Origin of the sequence: Nonomuraea sp. B5E05 (assembly GCF_039880665.1) — a bacterium.
In the GTDB taxonomy this organism is placed as follows: Bacteria; Actinomycetota; Actinomycetes; order Streptosporangiales; family Streptosporangiaceae; genus Nonomuraea.
Genome location: NZ_JBDPMJ010000002.1, coordinates 429,534 through 453,077, shown reverse-complemented (window position 1 = coordinate 453,077; position 23,544 = coordinate 429,534). Strand labels below are relative to the sequence as shown.

At 75.1% G+C, this 23,544-nt stretch carries 2 protein-coding genes; one reads left to right on the top strand and one right to left on the bottom strand.

Translation table 11 applies throughout. The features are described from left to right. On the top strand, nt 1–22,461 hold the full coding sequence (locus ABGB01_RS05420; RefSeq protein ID WP_347770889.1) for an amino acid adenylation domain-containing protein: 22,461 nt from the start codon (nt 1–3) through the stop codon (nt 22,459–22,461). Here the strand turns inward: ABGB01_RS05420 and ABGB01_RS05415 are convergent. Next, on the bottom strand, nt 22,454–23,464 hold the full coding sequence (locus ABGB01_RS05415; RefSeq protein WP_347770887.1) for an ABC transporter substrate-binding protein: 1,011 nt from the start codon (nt 23,462–23,464) through the stop codon (nt 22,454–22,456). The genes ABGB01_RS05420 and ABGB01_RS05415 overlap by 8 nt on opposite strands. Nucleotides 23,465–23,544: the final 80 nt, after the last annotated feature.

The following is a 23,544-nucleotide window of genomic DNA, read 5'->3' as shown; positions in this document are numbered from 1 at the left end:
ATGGAAGCGAACTCTCCCGCCAGGATCACCACGATCGCGGACCTGTTCATCGACCAGGTGCGCCGGACCCCGCAGGCGCCGGCCGTCGTCGCGCCCGGCGTGCGGCTGACGTACGAGGAACTCGGCGCTCGCGTCTTCCAGCTGGCGCAGCACCTGCACAAGCAGGGGCTGCGCCCCGAGGAGGTCGTCGCCGTCTCGACTCCGCGATCCGCCGAGATGGTCGTCTCCGTACTGGCGATCGTGGTGGCGGGCGGCGCGTTCGTGCCCGTCGACCCGGCCTGGCCGCGGGCGCGCCGCCGCCAGGTCAGCGCCGAGGCGGGAGCGGCCCGCACCCTGGGCGTGCGGGAGGTGGATCTGGGCTCCTGGCGGTACGCCCACGAGCCCGCCGAGCCGCCGCCCGTGTCCGTCCAGGGCGGCCGGCTGGCGTACGTGATGTTCACCTCCGGCTCGACCGGCACCCCCAAGGGCGCCATGATCCGTCACGAGGCGATCAGCCACCGCCTGCTCTGGCAGGTGGAGGAGATCCTCGGCTTCGGTCCTGGCGACGCGTCCCTGTTCAAGGCGCCGCTGTCGTTCGACATCTCCGTCAACGAGATCCTGTTGCCGCTCGTCTCCGGCGGCTACGTGGTGATCGCGGAGCCCGGCGGCGAACGCGACCCGCAGTACCTGCTGGACCTGATCGCCCGCGAGGGCGTGACGTTCGTCTACCTCGTGTCGTCGATGCTCGACGTCCTGCTGGAGATGGCCCGCGGGACCTCGCTGCTGTCAGGGCTGAAGCACGTCTGGTGCGGTGGGGAGGTGCTCACCCCGGAGCTGTTCGACCGTTTCCGCGGCCAGCTCTCGACGACCCTCTACCACGGGTACGGCCCGGCCGAGGCCACCATCGGCGTCTCGCACGTCATCTACCGCGACACCGCCGAGCGCATCGCGACCTCCATCGGCCGCCCCAACCCCCACACACGGCTGTACGTGCTCGACGAACGCCTGGAACAGGTGCCCCCTGGCACGGTGGGCGAGCTGTACGCCGCCGGGTTCCTGCTCGGCCGCGGCTACATCAACGCGCCCGCGCTCACCGGCGGCCGGTTCGTCGCCGACCCGTTCGCCGCGGACGGCTCCCGGATGTACCGGACCGGCGACCTCGCCAGGTGGGCCCCCGACGGCTCGCTGGAGTTCGTCGGCCGCGCCGACCACCAGGTGAAGATCCGCGGCATGCGGCTGGAGCTGGAGGAGGTCGAGGCCGCGCTCGCCACCCACCCGAAGGTGCGGCAGGCCGCCGTCGTGGTGAGGGAGAACGGGCGGCGGCTCGTCGGGTACGCGAGGTCGAACGACGCCGTCCCCGCCGCGGAACTGCATGACTGGTGCGCCGGCCGGCTGCCGGCCTACATGGTGCCGGACGCGTACGTCGTCCTCGACCGCTTCCCCGTCACCGCCAACGGGAAGGTGGACCGGCAGGCGCTGCCCCGGCCGGCCGAACCCGCGGCGCCCCGCACGCGCGCGCCGCGCACCGAGCGCGAGCGCGTCCTGTGTGAGGTCTTCGCGCAGGTCCTGGGTGTGGCCGAGGTGGGGGCCGAGGACGACTTCTTCGCCCTGGGCGGCGACAGCATCGTCGCGATCGGCGTGGTCAGGCAGGCGCGGCGTGCCGGGCTCACGGTACGCCCGCGCGACCTGTTCGCCCACCCCACCCCGGCCGCGCTGGCGGCCACGCTCATCGACGTCGGCACCGGCGCCGGCGCCGCTTCGCCGCCCCCGGTGAGCGGGGTCGGGGAGGTGCCGCCGACGCCGATCACCGAGTGGCTCCAGGACCTCGGGCCGTCGATGGACGGTTTCTTCCAGTCGATGACCGTACGCACGCCCGCCGGGCTGACCGGCGACCAGCTGGAGCGCATGATCGACGCGGTGCTCGCCGCCCACGACCTGCTGCGGGCGCGGACGACCGGCACCGGCCGCTGGACGCTCACAGTGCAGCCACCGGGGCAGCCACCGGGGCAGCCACCGGGGCAGCCACCGGGGCAGCCACCGGGGCAGCCCAGGGCCGCCGAGGTGATCACCCGCGTCGAGACCGCGGACGACCTGGAACGGCAGGTCGCCGCCGCCCCTGGGCGGCTCGACCCGGCCGGTGGGCGCATGCTCGACCTCGTCTGGCTCGACGCCGGAGCGCGCGCCCAGGGGCGGCTCGCGATCGTGGTCCACCACGTGGTCGTGGACGGCGTGTCGCTCCGCATCCTCCTGGAGGACCTCGCCCAGGCGTGGCATGCGGCGCGGGCGGGCCGTCCCGTCGAACTGCCCCAGACGCCCACCTCGTTCCGGCAGTGGGCGACCCGGTTGCGGGAGTGCGACTTCAGCGCCGGCGAGGACCACTGGCGGCGTACCGCGGCGGCGCCCGACCCGATGATCGGCGAGCGGCCGCTCGATCCGCGGCGCGACGTGGTCGCCACGGAGCAGTCGCTCACGGTCGAGATCCCCGCCGCGATCGCCGGCCGCCTGCTCGGCCCGGTCCCCGCCGCCGTGCACGGCGGGGTGAACGACGTGCTGGTCGCCGCCGCGGCGCGCGCCCTGGGCCGCTGGCGCGGCGCCGGCTCGGCGGTGCTGCTGGAGCTGGAGGGGCACGGGCGGGAGGAGGAGGCCGTCGGCGACGCCGACCTCTCGCGTACCTTCGGCTGGTTCACCACCCTGTTCCCCGCCGTGATCGACCCCGGCTCCGGGACGCCGGGCGAGGCGGTCAAGGCGGTCAAGGAACAGCTCCGCCGGGTGCCGCAACGCGGGCTCGGCTACGGCGTGCTGCGCTACCTCGGGGACGGGCCGCGCCCTGACCTGGCCGTGACGCCGCAGGTGCTCGTCCACTACCTCGGCCGCTTCGACGGCGCCCCAGCCGCCGACCGGCCCTCCGACCGGCCCTCTGACCGCGCTGACCACCGGGCCTTCGACCGGCCCGAGGAGAGCGCCGGTGACTGGGCGCCTGCCGGCGGCGGCGAGATCGTGGTCGAGCGGCGCGATCCGCGCATGCCGCTGCCGCGCGTACTGGAGATCAACTCCGTCGCCGTCGACACGGCCGGCGGGCCGGTCCTGACGACCACGTTCAGCTGGCCGGCGGGCGTGCTCGACGCCGGCCGCGTACGGGAGCTGGCCGCGCTGTGGACGCAGACCCTCACCGACATCGCCACCAGCGACACGGTCACCGGGCACACCCCGTCCGACTTCCCGCTCGTCCAGCTGGAACAGGCCGACGTGAGCGCCATCGAGGCGGACCTGCCGGGGCTGAAGGACGTGCTGCCGCTCTCGCCGCTGCAGAGCGGCCTGTACTTCCACGCCACCCTCGACCCAGGCAGCGACCCGTACGTCGTCCAGCAGATCATCGAGCTCACCGGGCCGCTGGATGGCGAGCGCCTGCGCACCGCGGCCGAACGGCTGCTCGGCCGCCACCCCAACCTGGGCGCGGCCTTCCGCACCACCGGCGACGGGCAGGTGGTGTCGGTGATCGCCGACCGTGCACAGGTGCCGTGGCGCAGCGAGGACCTCAGCGACGTCGACCTCGCCCAGCCCCTCCTGGAGGAGATCGCCGCGGCCGAGCGGTCGGCGCCGTTCGACCTCGCCCGGCCGCCGGCCATGCGTTTCGCGCTGGTGAAGCTAGGGTCGCGGCGGCACGCCCTCGTCCACACCGTGCACCACATCCTCGCCGACGGCTGGTCGGTGCCGCTGCTCCTGCGCGACCTGCTGGCCCTCTACGAGGACAGGCCGTTGCCCGAGCCGCCGCCCTACCGGGAGTTCCTGAGGATGCTCGCGGCGCAGGACACCGACACCGCGATCGAGGCGTGGGCCGAGGCCCTGTCCGGCGTGCGGGAACCGACCATGTTGTCCGACGCGCTGGCCGGCCCGCAGGCCGGCATGACGGCTGAGTCGTTCGGCGGGCCCGGCAGCCGGACCGGTGGCGGGTTCGGTCGCGTCCGGCGGGAGGTGCCGGGCGATCTCGGTGACCGCCTGCGGGCATGGGCGCAGGGAAACGGGCTCACCGTCGGCTCGGTGCTCGCCGCCACCTGGGGGATCCTCGTCGGGCGGCTGACCGGGCGCGACGACGTCACGTTCGGCTCGGCCGTGTCCGGCCGCGCGTCCTCCGAGCCGGCGGGCATCGACGCGATGGTCGGGCTGCTGATCAACACCGTGCCGGCGAGGGTGCGCTGGCAGCCGGCCGACCCGCTGGCCGACGTGCTGCGCCGCTTCGCGCGTACGCAACGCGAGGTGATGGAGCACGAGCACGTCTCGCTGGCCGCGCTGCACCGCCGCCTGGGCGTGGCCGAGCTGTTCGACACGCTCGTGGTCGTCGAGAACTACCCGGAGCCCTCCACGGAGCCCTCCACGGAGCCCTCCACGGAGCAGGGCGACCTCGCGATCGCCGGGATCGACACGATCGAGGCGCCCCACTATCCGGTGACGCTGATGGCCAAGCCCGGCGATCGGATCGTGCTCACGCTGACCCACGACCGGCGGCTCGTCTCCGCGACCTCGGCCGACCTGCTGATCGGGCAGTACGAGAGGCTGCTCGCCGCCCTCGCCGACGACGCCACGCTGACGTGCGGCCGGGTGGAGCTGGTGTCCGGCGAGCAACGCCGGCACCTCCTGGCCGCCGGAAGCGGAGCCAGCGCCGGGGTGGGTGAGGGCGCCACCGTGCTGGACCTGTTCGCCCGCCAGGTCGCCGAGCACCCCGGGCGTGCCGCCGTCATGTCCGCAGGGGTCACGCTCACCTACGCCGAGCTGGACGACCGGGCCCGGCGGGTGTGCGGCACGCTGGCCGCGGCCGGCGTACGGCGCGGCGACATCGTCGCGGTGGCGACGAGCCGTTCGGCGGACACGGCCGCGGCCCTGCTCGGCGTCATGCGGGCCGGAGCCGCCTACCTGCCCGTAGACCCCGGCTACCCGGCGGCCAGGATCGAATTCATGCTCGGCGACGCGCGCCCGGCCTGCCTGCTCACCGACGAGGCGAACGCCAGGACGCTGCCCCCGCACGACCTGCCGTCCTTCACCGTCCGGGCCGCCGCCGCGGGCCAGGCCGCGACGGGCACGCCCGTGACCCCGCCGGACGCGGTCTCCGTCGTCTACACCTCCGGCTCGACCGGCCGGCCGAAGGCGGTCGTGGGCACCCACGGAGCGCTCGCCAACCGGCTCGTCTGGGCGGCGGCGGCCTGGGATGCGCGGGTGCGGCTGGCCAAGAGCTCGCTGAGCTTCATCGACGGTACGACCGAGCTGCTCGGCGGGCTGGTCGCCGGGGCGACGACGGTCATCGCCGGCGACGGCGAGGCCACGGACGGGACGGTGCTGGCCCGGCTCGTGGAGCGGTCGGGGGCGACCCAGTTGCTCGCCGTACCGAGCCTGGCCGCGGCGCTCGCCGACACGGCGCCCGAGCGGCTCACCGCGCTCGACCGCTGGATCTGCAGCGGCGAGCCGCTCGGCCGGGCCTGCGTACGCTCCCTGCGCCGGGCGTCGCCCGAGGCCAGGATCGTCAACTCCTACGGCTCGTCGGAGGTCGCGGGAGACGTGCTCCAGGGCGAGGTGGACCCGGAAGAGCCGGTGACGCTGGGCAGGCCGGTGCCGGGCACGCGGCTCTACCTGCTCGACTCCGCGCTCCAGCTCGTGCCGCCCGGCGCGCCCGGCGAGATCTACGTCGGCGGCGCGCAGCTCGCCCGCGGCTATCTGGGCCGGTCGGGGACGACCGCGGACCGGTTCGTGGCCGACCCGTTCGGCGACGGCGCCCGCCTCTACCGCACGGGAGACCTCGGCCGCTGGACGCCTGACGGGCGGGTCGAGTTCCTCGGCCGGGCGGACGACCAGGTGAAGATCAACGGTTACCGGGTCGAGCCGGGCGAGCTCGAAGCCGCGCTGATGCGCCGGGCCGGGGTTTGCGACGCGGCGGTGGCGGTGCGGGGAGGGGCCCTGCACGCCTACGTGGTGGCCGCTCCGGGGGAGGAACTGGACCCCCAGGGACTGCGCGCGCTGCTCCGCGCCGACCTGCCTGCCTACCTGCTGCCCGCGACGGTGACGGTGCTGGACCGGCTGCCCGTGCTGCCCAACGGCAAGCGCGACCGCCGCGCGCTGCCCGACCCCGAACCCGGCGTCAGGGGCGGGCGGCCGCGGACCGCCGAGGAGGCGAGGATCTGCGCCCGGGCCGGCGCCCTGCTCGGCGTCGAAGGCCTGGGCGTCCATGACGACTTCTTCACCGTCGGCGGCGACAGCATCCTCGCCATCCGCCTGGTCAGCCTGCTCGCCAAGGACGGCGTCGAGCTCACCACCCGGGACGTGTTCCGCCTGCGCACGCCCGCCGCCCTCGCCGCGTCCCTGCGGGAGGCGGAGCCGCCGGCCGAGCGGGGCGCGGAGGGCGAGCTCTGGCCGCTGTCGCCGCTCCAGCAGGGCGTCTACTACCAGGCGGCCTTCGCCGACGGCAGCAGCACCTACATCGCGCAGAACGTCTTCGACCTCGACCGGCGCGTCGACGTCCGCACCATGACGAAGGCCTTCGCGGCGCTGCTGCGCCGCCACCCCACCCTGCGCGCGGGGTTCGCCGCCGACGGCGGCGCGCAGCTCATCGCGCCCGACGTGCCCGCCGAGGTACGGGTCGTCGACCTGACGGAGCAGGACGGCCGGCTCGACGCGGTGACGCGGGCCGACCGGGAGGAGCCGTTCGACCTGGCCCGCCCGCCCCTGGTGAGGCTGACCGTCGTACGCCTGCCGGACGGGCGCGACCGGCTCCTGCTGACCTCGCACTTCCTGTTGTGGGACGGCTGGTCGCGCGAGCTGGTCCTGCGCGAGTTGTTCGCGCTCTACGGCTCGGGCGGCACGCGCGCCGCGCTCCCCCCGGCGGAGAGCACGTTCGCCGACTACCTCGCCTGGATCGGCACGCGAGACCGCGACGCCTCCGCGGCCGCCTGGCGGGCGGCCCTGTCGGGGGTCGACGGGCCGACCGTCCTGGCACCGGAGGCCGCCGGCCGCGAGCCGGTGCCGTCCGAACGTGTCCTCGCCGCGCTGCCCGCCGAGGTCACCACGCGGCTGGGCGAACAGGCGGCCCGCGGCGGCGTCACGCTCAACGCGCTGCTGACCGCCGCGCTCGGCATCCTGCTCGGCTACGAGTCGGGCCGCCAGGACGTGGTGTTCGGCACGACCGTGGCCGGCCGCCCGGCCGAGCTGCCCGGCATCGAGAACGTGATCGGCCTGTTCCTCAACACGGTCCCCGCCAGGGTCGCGCCCTCGCCCGGCACCACCGTGCTCGACCTCGCCCGCCGCGCCCAGGACGACCGCGTCGACCTGGCGCCGCACGAACACCTCGGCCTCGGCGACATCCACCGCGCGTGCGGCCGGGAGCAGCTGTTCGACACGCTGTACGTGCTGCAGAACTTCCTGACCGACACCACGTTCACCGACCTGGAACGCGAGCACGGCATCGTCGGCGTGGACTACACCGACAGCACCCACTACCCGTTCACCTGGGTGCTCACCCCCGGCGCCAACCTGCGGATCAAGCTGGAGTACCGGCCCGACGTGCCCGAACGCGACGCCCGGCGGATGGTGCGCCGGTTCACCCGGCTGCTGGCGACGCTGGCCGACGGCCTCGCGGTGCCGGTCGGCGCGCTCGACCTGACGCTCGACGAGGAGCGCGACGAGCTGGCCCGGCAGTGGGCGGCGGCCGAGCATGCGATCGGCACGGCGACGATCGCCGACCTGCTGGCCGAGCGGGCCCGCGCGTGCCCCGACGACGTAGCGCTCGTCTTCGGGGAGCGGCGACTGACCTACGCCGAGCTGGACGGCCGGATCAACCAGTGCGCCCGGCTGCTGCGCTCGCAGGGCGCGGGCCCCGGCACGATCGTCGCGCTCGGGCTGCCCCGCGGCGTCGAGATGGTCGTCTCGCTCTTCGGCGTCCTGCGCGCCGGCGCCGCCTACCTGCCGCTGGAGCTCGACCATCCGCTCGACCGGCTTGCCGCCGTGCTCGACGACGCCCGGCCCGTCCTCCTGGTCTGCGCCGACCCGGACTCGGCGCCGGCCGAGCAGCAGCGGCGGCTCGGCGGGCGGTGCGTGCTCCCGGACCTGGACGGCTTCGCCGCGGGCCCGCTCACCGTGGACGTGCCGGGCGACCTGCCCGCCTACGTCATCTACACCTCCGGATCCACCGGCCGGCCCAAGGGCGTGGTGACGCCCTACCGCGGGCTGACCAACATGCAGCTCAACCACCGGGCCGAGATCTTCGGCCCGACCGCGCGCCGGACCGGGGGGCGGCGGCTGCGCATCGCGCACACGGTGTCGTTCTCGTTCGACATGTCGTGGGAGGAGCTGCTGTGGCTGGTCGAGGGCCACGAGGTGCACATCTGCGACGAGGAGCTGCGCAGGGACGCCACCGCGCTCGTCGCGTACTGCCAGGCCAACGGGATCGACGTCGTCAACGTCACCCCGACGTACGCCCACCTGCTGTTCGAGGAGGGCCTGCTCGACGGCGGGCACGCCCCGTGCCTGGTGCTGCTCGGCGGCGAGGCCGTCAGCGAGAGCGTCTGGGACCGGCTGAGCGAGCCGGACGGCCCCGAGGGATACAACCTGTACGGGCCCACCGAGTACACGATCAACACGCTCGGCGCGGGCACCCGCGACAGCGCCACCCCGACCGTGGGCCGTCCCATCTGGAACACCCGCGCGTACGTGCTGGACGGGTGGCTCCGCCCCGTGCCCGCGGGCGTGATCGGCGAGCTCCACGTGGCGGGCGCCGGCCTGGCCCACGGTTACCTGCACGCCCCCGGGCAGACGGCCGCCCGCTTCGTCGCCGACCCGTTCGTGCCCGGCGGGCGCATGTACCGCACCGGCGACCTCGTACGCCGGCGCGAGGACGGCAACCTCGACTTCCTCGGCCGCGTCGACGACCAGGTGAAGATCCGCGGATACCGGGTCGAGCTCGGCGAGGTCGAGTCGGCGCTGTCGGCTCATCCGCGGGTGCGCCAGGCCGCCGTGGTCGCCCGCCCCGACCCCGCGGTGCCCGGGCTGAAGAAGCTGGTCGCGTACGTGATCCCGGCGCCCGGGGGCGCCCGCGACGAGCTCGCCGCCGTCCTGCGCGCGGCGCTGGCCGAACGGCTGCCCGATTACATGGTCCCCGCCCTGTACGGGGTGGTGGACGAGCTGCCGCTCACCGTCAACGGCAAGCTCGACGTGGCGGCGCTCCCCGAGCCCGTCGCGCCCGGCGGCGGCGCGCGGCAGGCGCCGCGCGGTGAGCGGGAACAGGCCCTGGCGGCCATCTACGCCGAGGTCCTCGGCCTGGCCGAGGTCGGCGCCGACGACGACTTCTTCGCCATCGGCGGCGACAGCATCTCCTCGATCGCCGTGACGGGCCGGGCGCGCAAGGCGGGCATGAACCTCACCCCGCGCGACGTCTTTCGCCGCCGCACCGTGCGCGCGCTGGCCGCCGCCCTCCCGCACCCGCAGCCGGGGGAGACGCACGATCCCGGCGTGCCCGCGACCGGGGCCGTGCCGCTCACTCCGATGCTCGCCGAGACGATGCTGGCCCGCACGCCATTGGAGCGCTTCTACCAGTCGATGGTCCTGCCGGTCCCCGCCGGCCTCGGCGCACGGCAGGTGGAACGGGCGGTACAGGCGCTCTGCGTCCGCCACGACCTGCTGCGGGCCCGGCTCGACCGCGACGGCGGCGCGTGGACGTTGTCGGTGCCGCCGCCGGAGGGGTTCGACGCGTCCGCGCTCTGCACCCGGCAGGAGGCAGCCCACGCCGGGGAGGACACCGAGGAGGTGGCCGGGCGGCTGGACCCGGAGCGCGGGATCATGCTGCAAGCGGTCTGGTCCGACGCCGGCCCCAACCCCGGTCACCTGCTGCTGGTCGTGCACCACCTGGTCATCGACGGCGTCTCCTGGCGCGTGATCGCCGACGACCTCGCCCGCGCCTGGACCGACCTCGCGGCCGGCCGCGACCCCGCGCTGGACCCGGTCCCGACGTCCTTCCGCGCCTGGGCGTCGGCGATCCAGGACGCGCGTCCCTCCTTCCTGGACGAGGCCGGCTACTGGCGCGACGTCCTGGCCACCGACGATCCGCCGATGGGCGCCCGCCCGCTGGACCCCGCGGTCGACACGGCCGCCACCGTCCGGTCGCTCACCGTGTCCCTGCCCGTGGAGACGAGCGCGGCCCTGCTGGGCCCCGTGCCCGCCGCGATGCACGGCGGCGTCAACGACGTGCTGCTGACGGGCTTCGCCGTCGCGCTCGCCCGGTGGCGGCGCGCGCACGGGCGCGGCGACGGCTCCGCCGTGCTCCTCAGCCTCGAAGGCCACGGCCGCGACGGCGACCTCGCCGGCGGCGCCGACCTGTCGCGGACCGTGGGCTGGTTCACCGCCATCCACCCCGTACGCCTCGATCCAGGGCCGCTGAGCTGGGACGAGGTCACCGCGGCCGGCCCGGCGCTGGCCAGGGCCGCCAAGGCCGTCAAGGAGCAGCTGCGCGCGGTGCCGCGCAAGGGGCTCGGCCACGGCGTCCTGCGCCACCTCGACGGGCTCGATCTCCCGCAGCCGCCGCAGATCCTCTTCAACTACCTGGGCCGCTTCGCCGCCGGCGGCGGCACCCTGCGCGAGGGCGTCCACCCGGACAACCCCGCGATGGGGCTGGAGATCAACGCCCTGGCCCAGGACGGACCGGACGGGCCCTCGTTCTCGGCCACGCTGTCCTGGCCGTCCGGCGTCATGGCGGACGGGGAGGTCGCCGAGCTGGCCGGGCTGTGGCTGGCCGCGCTGACGGCCCTGACCCGCTGCGGCGACCTGGCCGGGCACACCCCGTCGGACTTCCCCCTGGTCGCGCTCACGCAGGAGGACGTCGACCGGTTCGCCGGCGCCCGCGACGTCCTGCCGCTGCTGCCGCTCCAGGAGGGCATGTACTTCCACGCGTCCTTCGGCGCCGGCCACACCGACACCTACGTGGTGCAGCAGGTGGCCGAGCTGTCCGGCCGGGTCGACCCCGCGGCGCTGCGCCGGGCGGTGACCGCGACGGTGCACCGCCACGACGCCCTGCGGGCGAGCTTCCAGGAGCTGGCCGACGGCCGGGTGGTCCAGGTGATCGCCGATTCCGTCGAGGTGCCGTGGCGCACGGCCGACCTGAGAGGGCTGGACGCGGACGAGGCCCGCGAACGGCTGGCCGAGCTGGCCGCCGCCGAGCTGGCCGAGCCGTTCGACCTGGCGGCCGCGCCGCTGCTGCGCTACGCGCTGGTCTCGCTCGGCGACACCGACCACCGGCTCGTGGAGACCATGCACCACATCGTCGCCGACGGCTGGTCGTACCCGCTGGTCTTCGACGACGTCGTCGAGGTCTACGAGCGCGGCGCCGCGCTGCCCGCGCCCGTGGTGACGTTCCGCGACCACGTGGAGGCGGTGGCCGGCCTGGACCGGGCCGCCGCCCGCGAGGCGTGGGCCGCCGCGCTGGCCGGAATCGGCTCCGGAACGCGCCTGTTCCCGGCCACGTACACGGTGTCCAGGCACGCGCGCGTCCACGGCGGGCTGCCCGCCGGCCCGGTCGCCGCCGCGGCCCGCGAGCGGGGCGTGACGCTGAGCACCCTCGTGCACGCGGCGTGGGGCCTGCTGCTGGGCCGGCTGCTCGGGCGGGACGACGCGGTCTTCGGCTCCACGGTGTCCGGCCGCGGCGGGCGGCTGCCCGGCGTCGAGAGCGTGGTCGGCCTGCTGATCAACACCATCCCCGTGCCGATGTCCTGGCGGCCAGAGGAGACCCTGGGGGAGATCGCCGACCGCCTGCACAGGCAGCAGGGCGACCTGCTCGACGCGCAGCACGTCGGCCTGGCCGAGCTGGCCAGGCTCGCGGGCGTCCGCGAGCTCTTCGACACCATGGTCGTGGTGGAGAATTTCCCCGCCGCGCGCGCAGGCGAGCGGCCGGGGCTGGCGCTGCGCGGCTTCACCGGCACGGACTCGCCGCACTACCCGGTCTCGCTGGTCGCCTTCCCCGGCGAGCGGCTCACCCTGGAGATCAAGTACGACGTGGAGCTGGTCGGGGAGGAACGCGCCAGGACCCTGCTCGACCTCGTCACCCGGGTGCTCGACCAGCTCGTCACGGCCCCGGACACGCCGGTCTCGCGGCTGGCCCTGCTCACCGGCGCCCAACACGAGGCCGCCCTGTCCCAGCCCTCCGCTGTGCCGGCCGCCTCCCGGGCCGCCGCGGCGCTCCTCGCATCCTCGACCGCCGTGGCGGGGACGCTGGCCGACGCGTACGCCGCCGCCCGGCCCGAGCCCACCGCGACCGCCGTGACCTGGCGCGACACCTCGCTCACCCACGCCGAGCTGGACGCCGCCGCCATGAGGCTGGCCCGCGTCCTGGCCGCCAGGGGAGTGGGGCCCGAGTCGCGGGTGGCCGTGGCGCTGCCGCGTTCGACGGGCCTCGTCGTCGCGTTGCTCGCCGTCGTCAAGGCGGGCGGCTGCTACGTGCCGCTGGACCTCGACGCCCCGGCCGCCCGGCTGGCCCTCATCCTGGACGACGCCGCGCCGGCGTGCCTGCTGACGGAGCCCGCCACGCTGGCCGAACTGCCCTGGACCGGCGTACCCGTCGTGCTGCTGGACGACGGGCCGGACGACGGGCCGGATGACGGGCCGGATGACAGGGAGGCAGGCGCCCCTCTCACCCCGGCCTGCGCGGACAACACGGCGTACGTCATCTACACCTCCGGCTCGACGGGGACGCCCAAGGGCGTCGAGGTGACGCACCGCAACGTCCTGTCGTTGTTCGCCGCGGCCGGCGAGCTGTTCGACTTCGGGAACGCGGACGTGTGGACGATGTTCCACTCCGCCGCGTTCGACTTCTCGGTGTGGGAGCTGTGGGGCGCGCTGCTGCACGGCGGGCGGCTGGTCGTCGTCGACAGGGAGGTGGCCCGCGACCCGCGGCGGTTCCTCGGCCTGCTGGAGCGCGAGCGGGTGACCGTGCTCAACCAGACCCCGTCGGCGTTCCACCCGCTGGCGGAGGCGGGGCTGGGCGAGCTCGCCCTCCGGTACGTCGTCTTCGGCGGCGAGGCGCTGGACCCCGCCCGCCTGGCGTCGTGGCAGCGCCGCCACCCGGCCGCCCGGCTGGTCAACATGTACGGCATCACCGAGACCTGCGTGCACGTCACCTTCAGGGAGCTGACCCAGGACGACACCCGGGGCGAGCCGGCCAGCACGATCGGCGGGCCGCTGCCCGGCCTCGGCGTCCACCTGCTCGACCGCTACCTGCAGCCGGTCCCGCCGGGGGTGACGGGCGAGGTGTACGTCGCCGGCGACCAGCTGGCCCGCGGTTACCTCGGCCGCCCGTCGCTGACCGCCGCCCGCTTCGTGGCCGACCCTTTCACCCCGGGCGGCCGCCTCTACCGCAGCGGCGACCTCGCGCGCCGGACTCCCGGCGGCGACCTCGTCCATGTGGGGCGGGCCGACCAGCAGGTGAAGGTCCGCGGCTACCGGATCGAGCTCGGCGAGATCGAAGCCGCGCTGCTGGCGCTGGACGGCGTCGCAGGCGCCGCGGCGGCCGTGCGCGAGGACCGGCAAGGCCGGCGGCTGGTGGCCTACGCGGTCGCCCGGCCGGGCACGCGGATCGACGCGGACGCGGCGCGGGCGCACCTGTCCCGGTCGCTGCCCTCGTACGCGGTCCCGGCGGCCGTCGTCCCGCTGGAGGCGCTGCCGCTCACGGTCAACGGCAAGCTGGACAGGGACGCGCTGGCCGCCGTCCCGCTCACGACGCCCGCCGCCCGGACATCGGCCTCGGCACCCACCGCCCGCACCGCGACCTCCGCGACGGCGCCGGCCGGCGGGGACGCGGTGGCGGCGCTGTGTGCGCTGTTCGGTGAGGTGCTGCAGGTGGACGCGGCCGGCCCCGACGACGACTTCTTCCACCTCGGTGGTGACAGCATCATCGCCATCCAGCTGGTGAACCTCGCCAGGCGCCGCGCGTTGCACCTGTCACCGCAGGACGTGTTCGTACGCAGGACCCCGGCCGCCCTCGCCCGCGCCCTGAGCTCCGGGCCCGAGCCCGCCGCACCGGAGAACGCCGCGTCCGACGGCGTCGGCGAGATCATGCTCATGCCGATCGTGCACCGGCTGGCCGAGTTGGGCGGCACGATCTCCCGGCTCAACCAGGCCGAACTGCTCCGCACCCCGCCGGGCATGACGCGCGAGCAGGTCGTCCGGCTGATCCGCGCGCTGGCCGACCGGCACGACGCGCTCCGCCTCGAACTCAGCAGGCCCTCGCCGCTGCTGTGGTCGCTGGAGGCCCGTCCGGCCGGCGACCCGCCGGAGCCCGGCGTGCTGGCGGTCGACGCGACCGGGCACGACGAGGAAGGCCTGCGCGCGCTCATCGCAGCCGAGTCCGACGCCGCCGCCGACCGGCTCGACCCGGACGCCGGCCGGATGCTCCAGGCGGTGTGGTTCGACCGGGGACCGCACCGGCAGGGCCGGCTCCTGATCGTCGCCCACCACCTCGCCGTGGACGGGGTGTCCTGGCACATCCTCGTCGACGACCTGCGGCAGGCGTGGGACGCCGTCGCCGTGGGGGAGCGTCCCGTGCTCGACCCGGTCGCCACCTCCCTGCGCGCCCACGCGCGGGCGCTGACCGAGAACGCCGCCCAGGCGGCCAGGCTGGCGGAGTTCGAGCACTGGGCGGACACGCTGCGGCCGGGGGGCGAGCTCGACCCGGCCGCCCCCGCCCTCGGGCTGACCGTGGGGGCCACCCGCGACCACGTGCTCCGCCTGCCGCCCGACGTGACGGAGCCGCTGCTCACCACCGTCCCGGCCGCACAAGGAGAGGACGTCACCGGGACGCTCGTCGCGGCGCTGCACGCCGCGGTCGCCCGCTGGCGCTCCGCGCGCCGCCTGGACACGGACGCGCCACTGGTGCTCGACCTGGAACGGCACGGCCGCACGGGCGACGCGGACCTGTCCAGGACGGTCGGCTGGTTCACCGCCATCGCCCCCGTACGCCTGCCCGGCGGCCGGGCAACGCCCGGCGAGGTGCGCGAGGCGGTGCGGGCGGCGCCCGACGGAGGGCTCGGGTTCGGGCTGCTGCGGTACTGCAACCCGCGGACCGCCGCCGCGCTCGCCCGGCTCGGCACGCCCCAGCTGCTGTTCAACTACCTCGGCAGGTTCCCGGCCGGGGTGACGCGCGACTGGGACACCGCGCCGGAGACCGGGGCGCTGCGCGTGGCCCCCGGCCCGGACCTGGGAACCCCGTACCTGCTGGAGATCAACGTCGCCTGCCACGACACCCCGGACGGTCCCGAGCTGCACGCGGTGTTCACGTACGCGGAGGGCGGGCTGGGCGCGGACGACGCCCGCATGATCGCCGACGGCTGGGGCGCCGCGCTGCGCGACCTGGCCACGGGCCGTCAGGCCGGGCCGGAGCAGTGGGCGCTGTCGCCGCTGCAGGAGGGGCTGTTCTTCCAGGCGCGCTACGCCGGCGACGCCGACGTGTACGTGGCGCAGAACGCCTTCGACTTCGCCGCCCGCCTCGACCTGCCGGCCCTCCGCCTGGCGTACGCGGCCCTCCTCGACCGCCATCCCACGCTGCGTCTCGGCTTCACCGCCGGCGACGGGCACCGTCCGGTGGCGGTGGTCGGCGCCGGCCTCGACGCCGCCGTCGGCGTGGTCGACCTGTCCGCGGACGGCTCCGGGCTGCCCGAGGTGATGGCGGAGGACCGCGGGCGGCCCTTCGACCCGGCCCGCCCGCCGCTGTGCCGCCTGACCGTGGTCCACCTGCCGGGCGGGCGCGACCGCCTGCTCCTCACGTACCACCTGCTGCTGTGGGACGGCTGGTCGCGCGAGCTGGTGCTGCGCGAGCTGTTCGCCCTGTACGACTCCCGCGGCGAGCGCGGCGCCCTCCCCACGGGCGGGGCGACGTTCACCGACTACCTCGCCTGGCTGGCCCGCCAGGACGCCGGGGCCGCGGGCAGCGCGTGGGCGCGGGCCCTGGCCGGCGTGGAGCCCACCGTCCTGTTCCCGGCGGCGGCGGGTACCGCGCCCGTGCCGGCGACCAGCCTGTCGGTGCGGCTGACGGAGGAGCGGACCCGGCAGGTCACCGACCAGGTCCGCCGCTGCGGCGTGACGCTCAACGCGATGCTCACCACCGCCCTCGGCATGGTGCTGGCCCACGCGTCGGGCCGCCGCGACGCCGTGTTCGGCACGACGGTCGCCGGGCGGCCGAGCGAGCTGGACGGCATCGAGTCGGTGATCGGGGTGTTCCTCAACACCGTGCCGGCCGTGGTCCGGCTCGCCCCCGGCGAGAGCGCGCTGGACGTCATGACGCGGGTCCAGGCCGAGCGCGTGGAGCTGATGCCGTACGAACATCTGGGGCTCGGGGACATCCAGCGGGCGGCGGGCCGCGACGCCCTGTTCGACAGCCTCTACGTGCTGCAGAACTTCCTCGACGACGACACCTTCACCGACCTGGAGGAGGCGCACGGCGTCGTCGGCGTGTCCAGCGTGGACGCCACGCACTACCCGCTCACGTGGGTGGTCACCCCCGGCGCGCGGCTCACTCTGCGGCTGGAGTACCGGGGAGACGTCGTGGCGCGGGAGCAGGCGCAGGCCCTGCTGGCCCGGCTGGAGCACGTCCTGCTCCGCCTCACCGCCGACCCCCGGGCGACCGTGGCCGACGTGCCGCTGCTCCCGGCGGGGGAGAGCACCTCCATGGACGGGGTCACCGGGCCCGTCGGCGAGGACACGATCGCCGACCTCCTGGCGGCCCAGGCCGGCAGGACCCCGCACCGGCCCGCGCTCACCTTCGAGGACCGGACCCTGACCTACGCCGAGCTCGACGCGCGGGTGAACCAGATCGCGCGGTCGCTGCTGGCCGGGGGCGCGGCGCCGGAGAAGATCGTCGCGCTCGCGGTGCCCCGCTCCGTCGACATGGTCGCCGCGCTGTTCGCCGTGCTCCGCACCGGGGCGGCGTACTTGCCGCTCGAACTCGACCACCCCGACGAGCGGCTGCTCGCGATGCTGGCCGACGCCGGGCCCGTCCTGCTGGTCACCACGCGGGGGGTGGCGCCCAGGTTCGCCTCCCACCCCGTGGCCGGGCTGCTCCTGGACGACGTGTCGGGGCCCACCGGCCCGGTCGACGTCCCCCGCACGGCGGGACGGCTCGACCATCCCGCGTACGTCATCTACACCTCAGGCTCCACCGGCCGTCCCAAGGGAGTGGTCACGCCGTACCGCGGCCTGACCAACATGCAGCTCAACCACCGCGAGGCGATCTTCACGCCGACGGTCGCGGCGGCCGGCGGCCGGGTCCTCACCATCGCCCACACCGTCTCCTTCTCCTTCGACATGTCGTGGGAGGAGCTGCTGTGGCTGGTCGAGGGCCACCACGTGCACATCTGCGACGAGGAGCTGCGCAGGGACGCCACGGCGCTCGTCGCCTACTGCCACCGCCACCGCGTCGACGTGGTGAACGTGACGCCCACCTACGCCCGGCACCTGCTCGACGAGGGACTCCTCGACGGGCCCCACCGGCCGCCCCTGGTGCTCCTGGGCGGCGAGGCGGTGCCCCAGTCGTTGTGGTCGGAGCTGCGCGAGGCCGAAGGCGTGCACGGCTACAACCTCTACGGACCGACCGAGTACACCATCAACACGCTCGGCGCGGGCACCGCCGACAGCGCCACCACCACGGTCGGGCGGCCGATCCGGAACACCCGCTGCTACGTGCTCGACGCCTTCCTCCGCCCGGCTCCCGTCGGGGAGCTCTACATCGCCGGCGCCGGGCTGGCCCGCGGCTACCTCGGCCGCCCCGGGCTGAGCGCCGGGAGGTTCGTCGCCGACCCGTTCGTGCCCGGCGGGCGCATGTACCGGACCGGCGACCTGGTCCGCGTCCGCGGCGACGGCAACCTCGACTTCCTCGGCCGCACCGACGACCAGGTCAAGATCCGCGGCCACCGGGTGGAGCCGGGCGAGGTCGAGGCCGCCGTCACCGCCCGGCCGGGCGTCCACCAGAGCGCCGTGCTCGCCGTGCCCGACCAGGCGGGAGGCAAGCGGCTGGTGGCCTACCTCGTCCCCGACCGCCCAGGGGACGCCGACGCGCTGGCCGCCGAGGTGCATCGCGAGCTGAAGGCCGTGCTTCCCGGCCACATGGTGCCGGCGGCGTACGCGGTCGTGGACGCGCTGCCGCTCACCGTCAACGGCAAGCTGGACGCCGCCGCGCTGCCGGCGCCCCGTGCGCTCACCTCCGGTTCCCGGCCGCCGGCGAACGAGCGGGAACGGCTGCTGTGCGCGCTGTTCCGCCAGGCCCTCGGCGACGGCGAGGAGGTGCGGCCCGAGGACGACTTCTTCGACAGGGGCGGCCATTCGCTGCTGGCCATCCGCCTGATCGGCCTCGTCCGCGCCGCCACGGACGCCGACCTGTCGCTGCGCGACCTGTTCGACGCGCGTACCCCCGCCCGCCTCGCCGCCCGCCTCGCGGACGTGGCGGCTCCACCCGCCGGCCTGCCGGCGGGCCCCTCGGCGGGTGCATCGGCGGGCCTCTCGGCGGGTTCAGCAGCGGGTGCGTCGGCGGGCCTCTCGGCGGGTCTGGCGGCGGACTCGCCGGCGGGGACCGCGAGGCCCGCGCTCGTCCGCCGGCCGCGCCCAGACCGCGTGCCGCTGTCGCCCGCGCAGGAGCGGCTGTGGCTGCTCCAGCAGCTGGACCCGGCCTCGACCGCCTACACCTACCCGCTGCTCGTCCGCCTGCGCGGAGGCGTCGACGCCGCCGCGCTGCGGGCGGCGCTCGGTGACCTGGCGGGCAGGCACGAGGTCCTGCGCACGGTCATCGACGAGGGGCCCGCCCAGCGGGTGCTCGCCGAGCCCCGCATCGACCTGGCCGTCGTCCGCTGCGCCACCGCCGGTCCGGCGCTCGCCGAAGCGCTCGCCCGGCCCTTCGACCTGGCCGCCGAACCGCCGCTGCGGGCCACCCTGATCGAGGAGCAGAACACCGGCGACACGGTGCTGGCCCTGGTGATGCACCACATCGCGATGGACGAGTGGTCCGACGGCCCGCTGCTGCGCGACCTCGGCACCGCCTACGCCGCCCGGCTGGCCGGGCACGCCCCCGGCTGGGAGCCGCTGCCCGTGCAGTACGCCGACTACGCGCTCTGGTTGCGGCTCGACGACCGGCACGACGACGACCGCGCCTACTGGGAACGGCGGCTGCGCGGACTGCCCACCGAGATCACCCTGCCCGCCGACACACTCGCCGCCCTGCCCGCTGACCTGCCCGCCGCCCTGCCCGCCGACCTGCACACTGACCTGCACACTGACCTGCACACTGACAGGGCCTCGCGAGCCCGCGGCTCCCGGCCCGCAGGGCAGGTGACCGCCGAGCTGCCGCCCGAGCTGGTCAACGCGCTGCGCGGGCTGGGACGGGCCGAGTCGGCCAGCATGTTCATGGTGCTGCACGCGGCGCTCGCCACCCTGCTGTCCCGCCTCGGCGCCGGCGCCGACATCCCGATCGGCACCCCCACCTCGGGCCGCGCCGACCCCGCGCTGGGCGACCTCGTCGGGTTCTTCGTCAACACGGTCGTGCTGCGTACGGACCTGTCCGGCTCGCCCACGTTCACCGAGCTGCTCCGCCGGGTGCGCGAGAGCGACCTGGCCGCGTTCGAGCACGCGAACCTGCCCTTCCAGCAGGTGGTCGAGGCGGTCAACCCGGCGCGGGCGCAGGGCCGCAACCCGCTGTTCCAGGTGATGCTCGGCTACCTGCACCGGCCGGCCGGCCGCGACACCCTGCTCGGCCTGCCGGTGGTCGAGGCGCCCGCGGTCGCCGCCGATCCCAAGGTGGACCTGAACGTCACCTTCGTCGACGGAGAGCCGTTCGAGGTGATCCTCGAGTACGACGCCGGCCGGTTCCGCCCCGAGACGGCGCGGCGGCTCGTCGAGCGACTCCTCGTCCTGCTCGGCGAGGTCGCCGCCCGGCCGGACGAGCCGGTCGAGATCGCAGGCGTGCTCGCCGCGCGCGACCGGGCGGACCTGGCCCGGTGGCAGGACGGCGGGCCGCCGCGGGCCGGCGGGCCCCTGTGGTACGAACGTTTCTCGGCGCAGGCGCGGCGCACTCCCGACGCGGACGCCTGCGTCTTCGAGGGCGAGACGATGAGCTACGCCGAGCTCGACGCCGCCTCCGACGCCTTCGCCGCCCGGCTCGGCGGCCTCGGCCCTGACGACCTCGTCGGGATCGCTCTGCCGCGCTCGGCCGGGCTGCTGGTGGCCGTGCTGGGCGTGGCCAAGGCGGGGGCCGCCTACCTCCCCCTCGACCCCGCGTTCCCCGCCGAACGGCTGCGTTTCATGGTGGCCGACGCGCGACCGGCCGCGATCGTGGTGGACGACCGCACCCGCGAGCTCTTCCCCGAGGGCATCACGCTCAGCGGCGGGCCCGCGTCCTTCGATCCGCCGCCTCGCGACCCGCGCTCGGCCGCGTACGTCATCTACACCTCCGGCTCCACCGGCCGCCCGAAGGGCGTGGTCGTGACCCAGCACGACCTGGAGTGTTTCCTCGGCGCCCTCCCGGTGGCCGGGCCGGGCGAGCGGTTGCTCGCCGTGACGACGCTCTCCTTCGACATCTCCGTCCTGGAGCTGATGGGGCCGCTGCAGGCGGGGGGCTGCGTGGTGCTGGCCTCCGACGCGCAGGTACGCGACCCGAACCTGCTGGCCGAGCTGCTCCGCGAGGAGCGGATCACCGTCATGCAGGCCACGCCGTCGTTGTGGTCCACGCTGTCGCTCGACGTCCATTCGGCCCGGGCCGATCGGCCCGGCGTCGATGTGCCCGGCGTCGACCTGAGCGGGGTGCGCGTCCTGGTCGGTGGCGAGGCGCTGCCGCCCGTCCTGGCCCGCGAGCTGACCGCGCGCGCCGCCTCCGTGACCAACGTGTACGGCCCGACCGAGGTGACCGTGTGGGCCACCGCCGCGACCGTCCACAGGGACGAGCCTCCCACGCTCGGACGGCCACTGCCGGGAACGACCGCGTACGTCCTGGATCCGGCGCTGCGCCCGGCGCCTCCCGGCGTCGCCGGTGAGCTGTACCTCGGCGGCGCCCAGGTCACCCGGGGCTACCTGCGCCGCCCCGCTCTCACCGCGTCCAGGTTCGTCGCCGACCCCTTCACCGGCGGGCGCATGTACCGTACCGGCGACCTCGCCCGCTGGAGCGCCGGTGCAGAGCTCGAGTTCCTCGGCCGGGCCGACCAGCAGGTCAAGGTGCGCGGATTCCGCATCGAGCCGGGCGAGATCGAGGCGGTCGCGGCGACCTGCCCAGGCGTGTCAGGGGTCGCGGTCGCCGCCCGGCGGGACCGGCTCGTCGCGTACGTCACCGCCCCCGCTCCCGCGCTGCGCGACCATCTCGCGCGGCGGCTGCCCTCCTGGATGGTCCCCGCCGCGGTCGTCGTCCTCGACGAGTTGCCGCTCACCCCGAACGGCAAGGTGGACCGCGCGGCCCTGCCCGAGGTGGACGTCGCGCCGGCGGCCACCGGTGCCGAGCCGCGCACGCGTACCGAGGCGGAGGTCTGCGCCGTCCTGGCGGAGGTGCTGGGCGTCGGCCCGGCCGGCTCCGTCGGCGTGGACGACGACTTCTTCGCCCTCGGCGGCCACTCACTCCTGCTCGTACGCCTGACGGCCGCCCTGCGCGCCCGGCTGGGCGCGGACATCCCGGTCGCGGACCTGTTCGCCGCTCCCACCGCGGCCGCCCTGGCCAGGCGGATCAGCGGCGGCGTCCCCACGTCCGACGCCATGGCGGAACTGCTGACCCTGCGGCCGGGCGACGGCACCCGGCCGCCGCTGTTCTGCTTCCCGCCCGCGAGCGGGCTGAGCTGGCCGTTCGCCCCGCTCAAGCGCCACCTGCCGGAGGACGTCTCGCTGTACGGGCTGCAGTCGCCCCGCCTGAGCCGCGAGGGCGGCCTGCCCGCGACCATGGACGACCTCGCAGCGGAGTACGCGGGCCTCATCGCCGGGGTGGCCCCGGAGGGTCCGGTCGCCCTGCTGGGGTGGTCGTTCGGCGGCGCGGTCGCGCACAAGGTGGCGGTGCGGCTGGCGGCCGAGGGCCGCGACATCCACCTCCTCGGCATGCTCGACACGCCGGTGGAGGTGCCGGGAGTCGCGGGCGACGTCGCCGCGCTGCTGGCCGAGATGGGGTACCGGGTGCCGGACGCGCGCATGTCCGCCGCCGACGCCGTCGCCTTCCTGCGCGGCGTGGGCGACGGCGTCGCGGCGCTGGAGGACGAGCAGATCGAGCGGGTCGTGGAGAGCTATCTGGCCGGGGACCGCATGATGGAGCGGGCCACGTACGACGTCTATCCCGGCGACGTGCTCTTCGTCGACGCGACCGTGCCCGAGCAGGGGTTCACCGGCGCGGCCTCGGAGCGTTGGAGACCGTACGTGGCGGGGGAGCTGCGCGTGGTCGCGGTGGGGTGCCGGCATTCCGAACTGCTGGACGCCGGCACCCTGGAGATCCTCGGACCGCTGCTGGCCCGCCTCATGTGACGGCGGACAGGTCCTTGACCGGGGTCGAGGGGTCCATGTCGACGGCGTTCGCGAGCTGCGGCACGAGCACGTCGAGCGCGTAGAGCAGGGCGTCCGGCCCGCTGTAGGACAGCGCGCCGCCGAGCGGGGTGGAGAAGTCCGTGTAGATCGTGCGGTCGGTCTTGACCACCTTCAGGCGGGAGAAGACCGGCGACTCCAGCATCGTGGCCTTGGTCGCGCCGTTGACGAACAGCACGTCCCGGTCGAGCAGGTCGAGCCGCTCCTCGCTGATCTCCTCCGACTCGCTCTGGGCGGCGAAGCCGAGCGCGTCGAACAGCGCGCGGCGCGGGTCGCGGGCCGGGATCAGCCAGTGCTGCCCGTTCTCCGGCCCGAAGTCCACCACGAGGACCTTCCCCGCGAATTCGGGATGCGCCTTCTTCGCCTCGGCGATCTTCGCGTTGACCTTGTCGACGAGTGCCTGCGCCTCGGCGGACCTGCCCAGCGCCTTGCCCGTGGTGAGCGTCTGGACGTCCCACGGGGTCTGCTCGTCGGCGTGGTCGCCCGACTGGATCACCGTGGGCGCGATCTGGGAGAGCTTGTCGTACGTCTCCTTGTTGACGGTCTCGTAGATGGCGATGATCAGGTCGGGCCGCTGCTTGATGATGGCCTCGAAGTTCAGCTCCGCCGAGAACGTGGACAGCTGCCTGCCGCCCAGCGCCGCCTTGACCCACGGGAAGCTCGTGTACTCGTCGAACCACGCGCGCGTGCTGACCGGCACCACGCCCAGCGCGAGCGCGAAGTCCTGATCGTTCCATCCGACGGTGACGACGCGGGACGGCCTGGCCTCGATCGTGGTGCTGCCGAATTTGTGGTCGATGGTGACCGGGAAGGCGGGATCGGCGGACGCGGCGGCCCGCGGCGCCCCGGCCTGCGTTCCCGCCGAGCAGGAGATCAGCGAAGCCGCCAGGAGGACGCCTGACACGGTGCTGATCAAGGCTCGCCGGAGCGCGCGGAAACTGATCATCTGCGGTCCTTCTGGCCAGGCGATGGGATGGAACTTAGGATAGCATTACCTAACTTTGATCACGGGAGCTGAAGATGCAG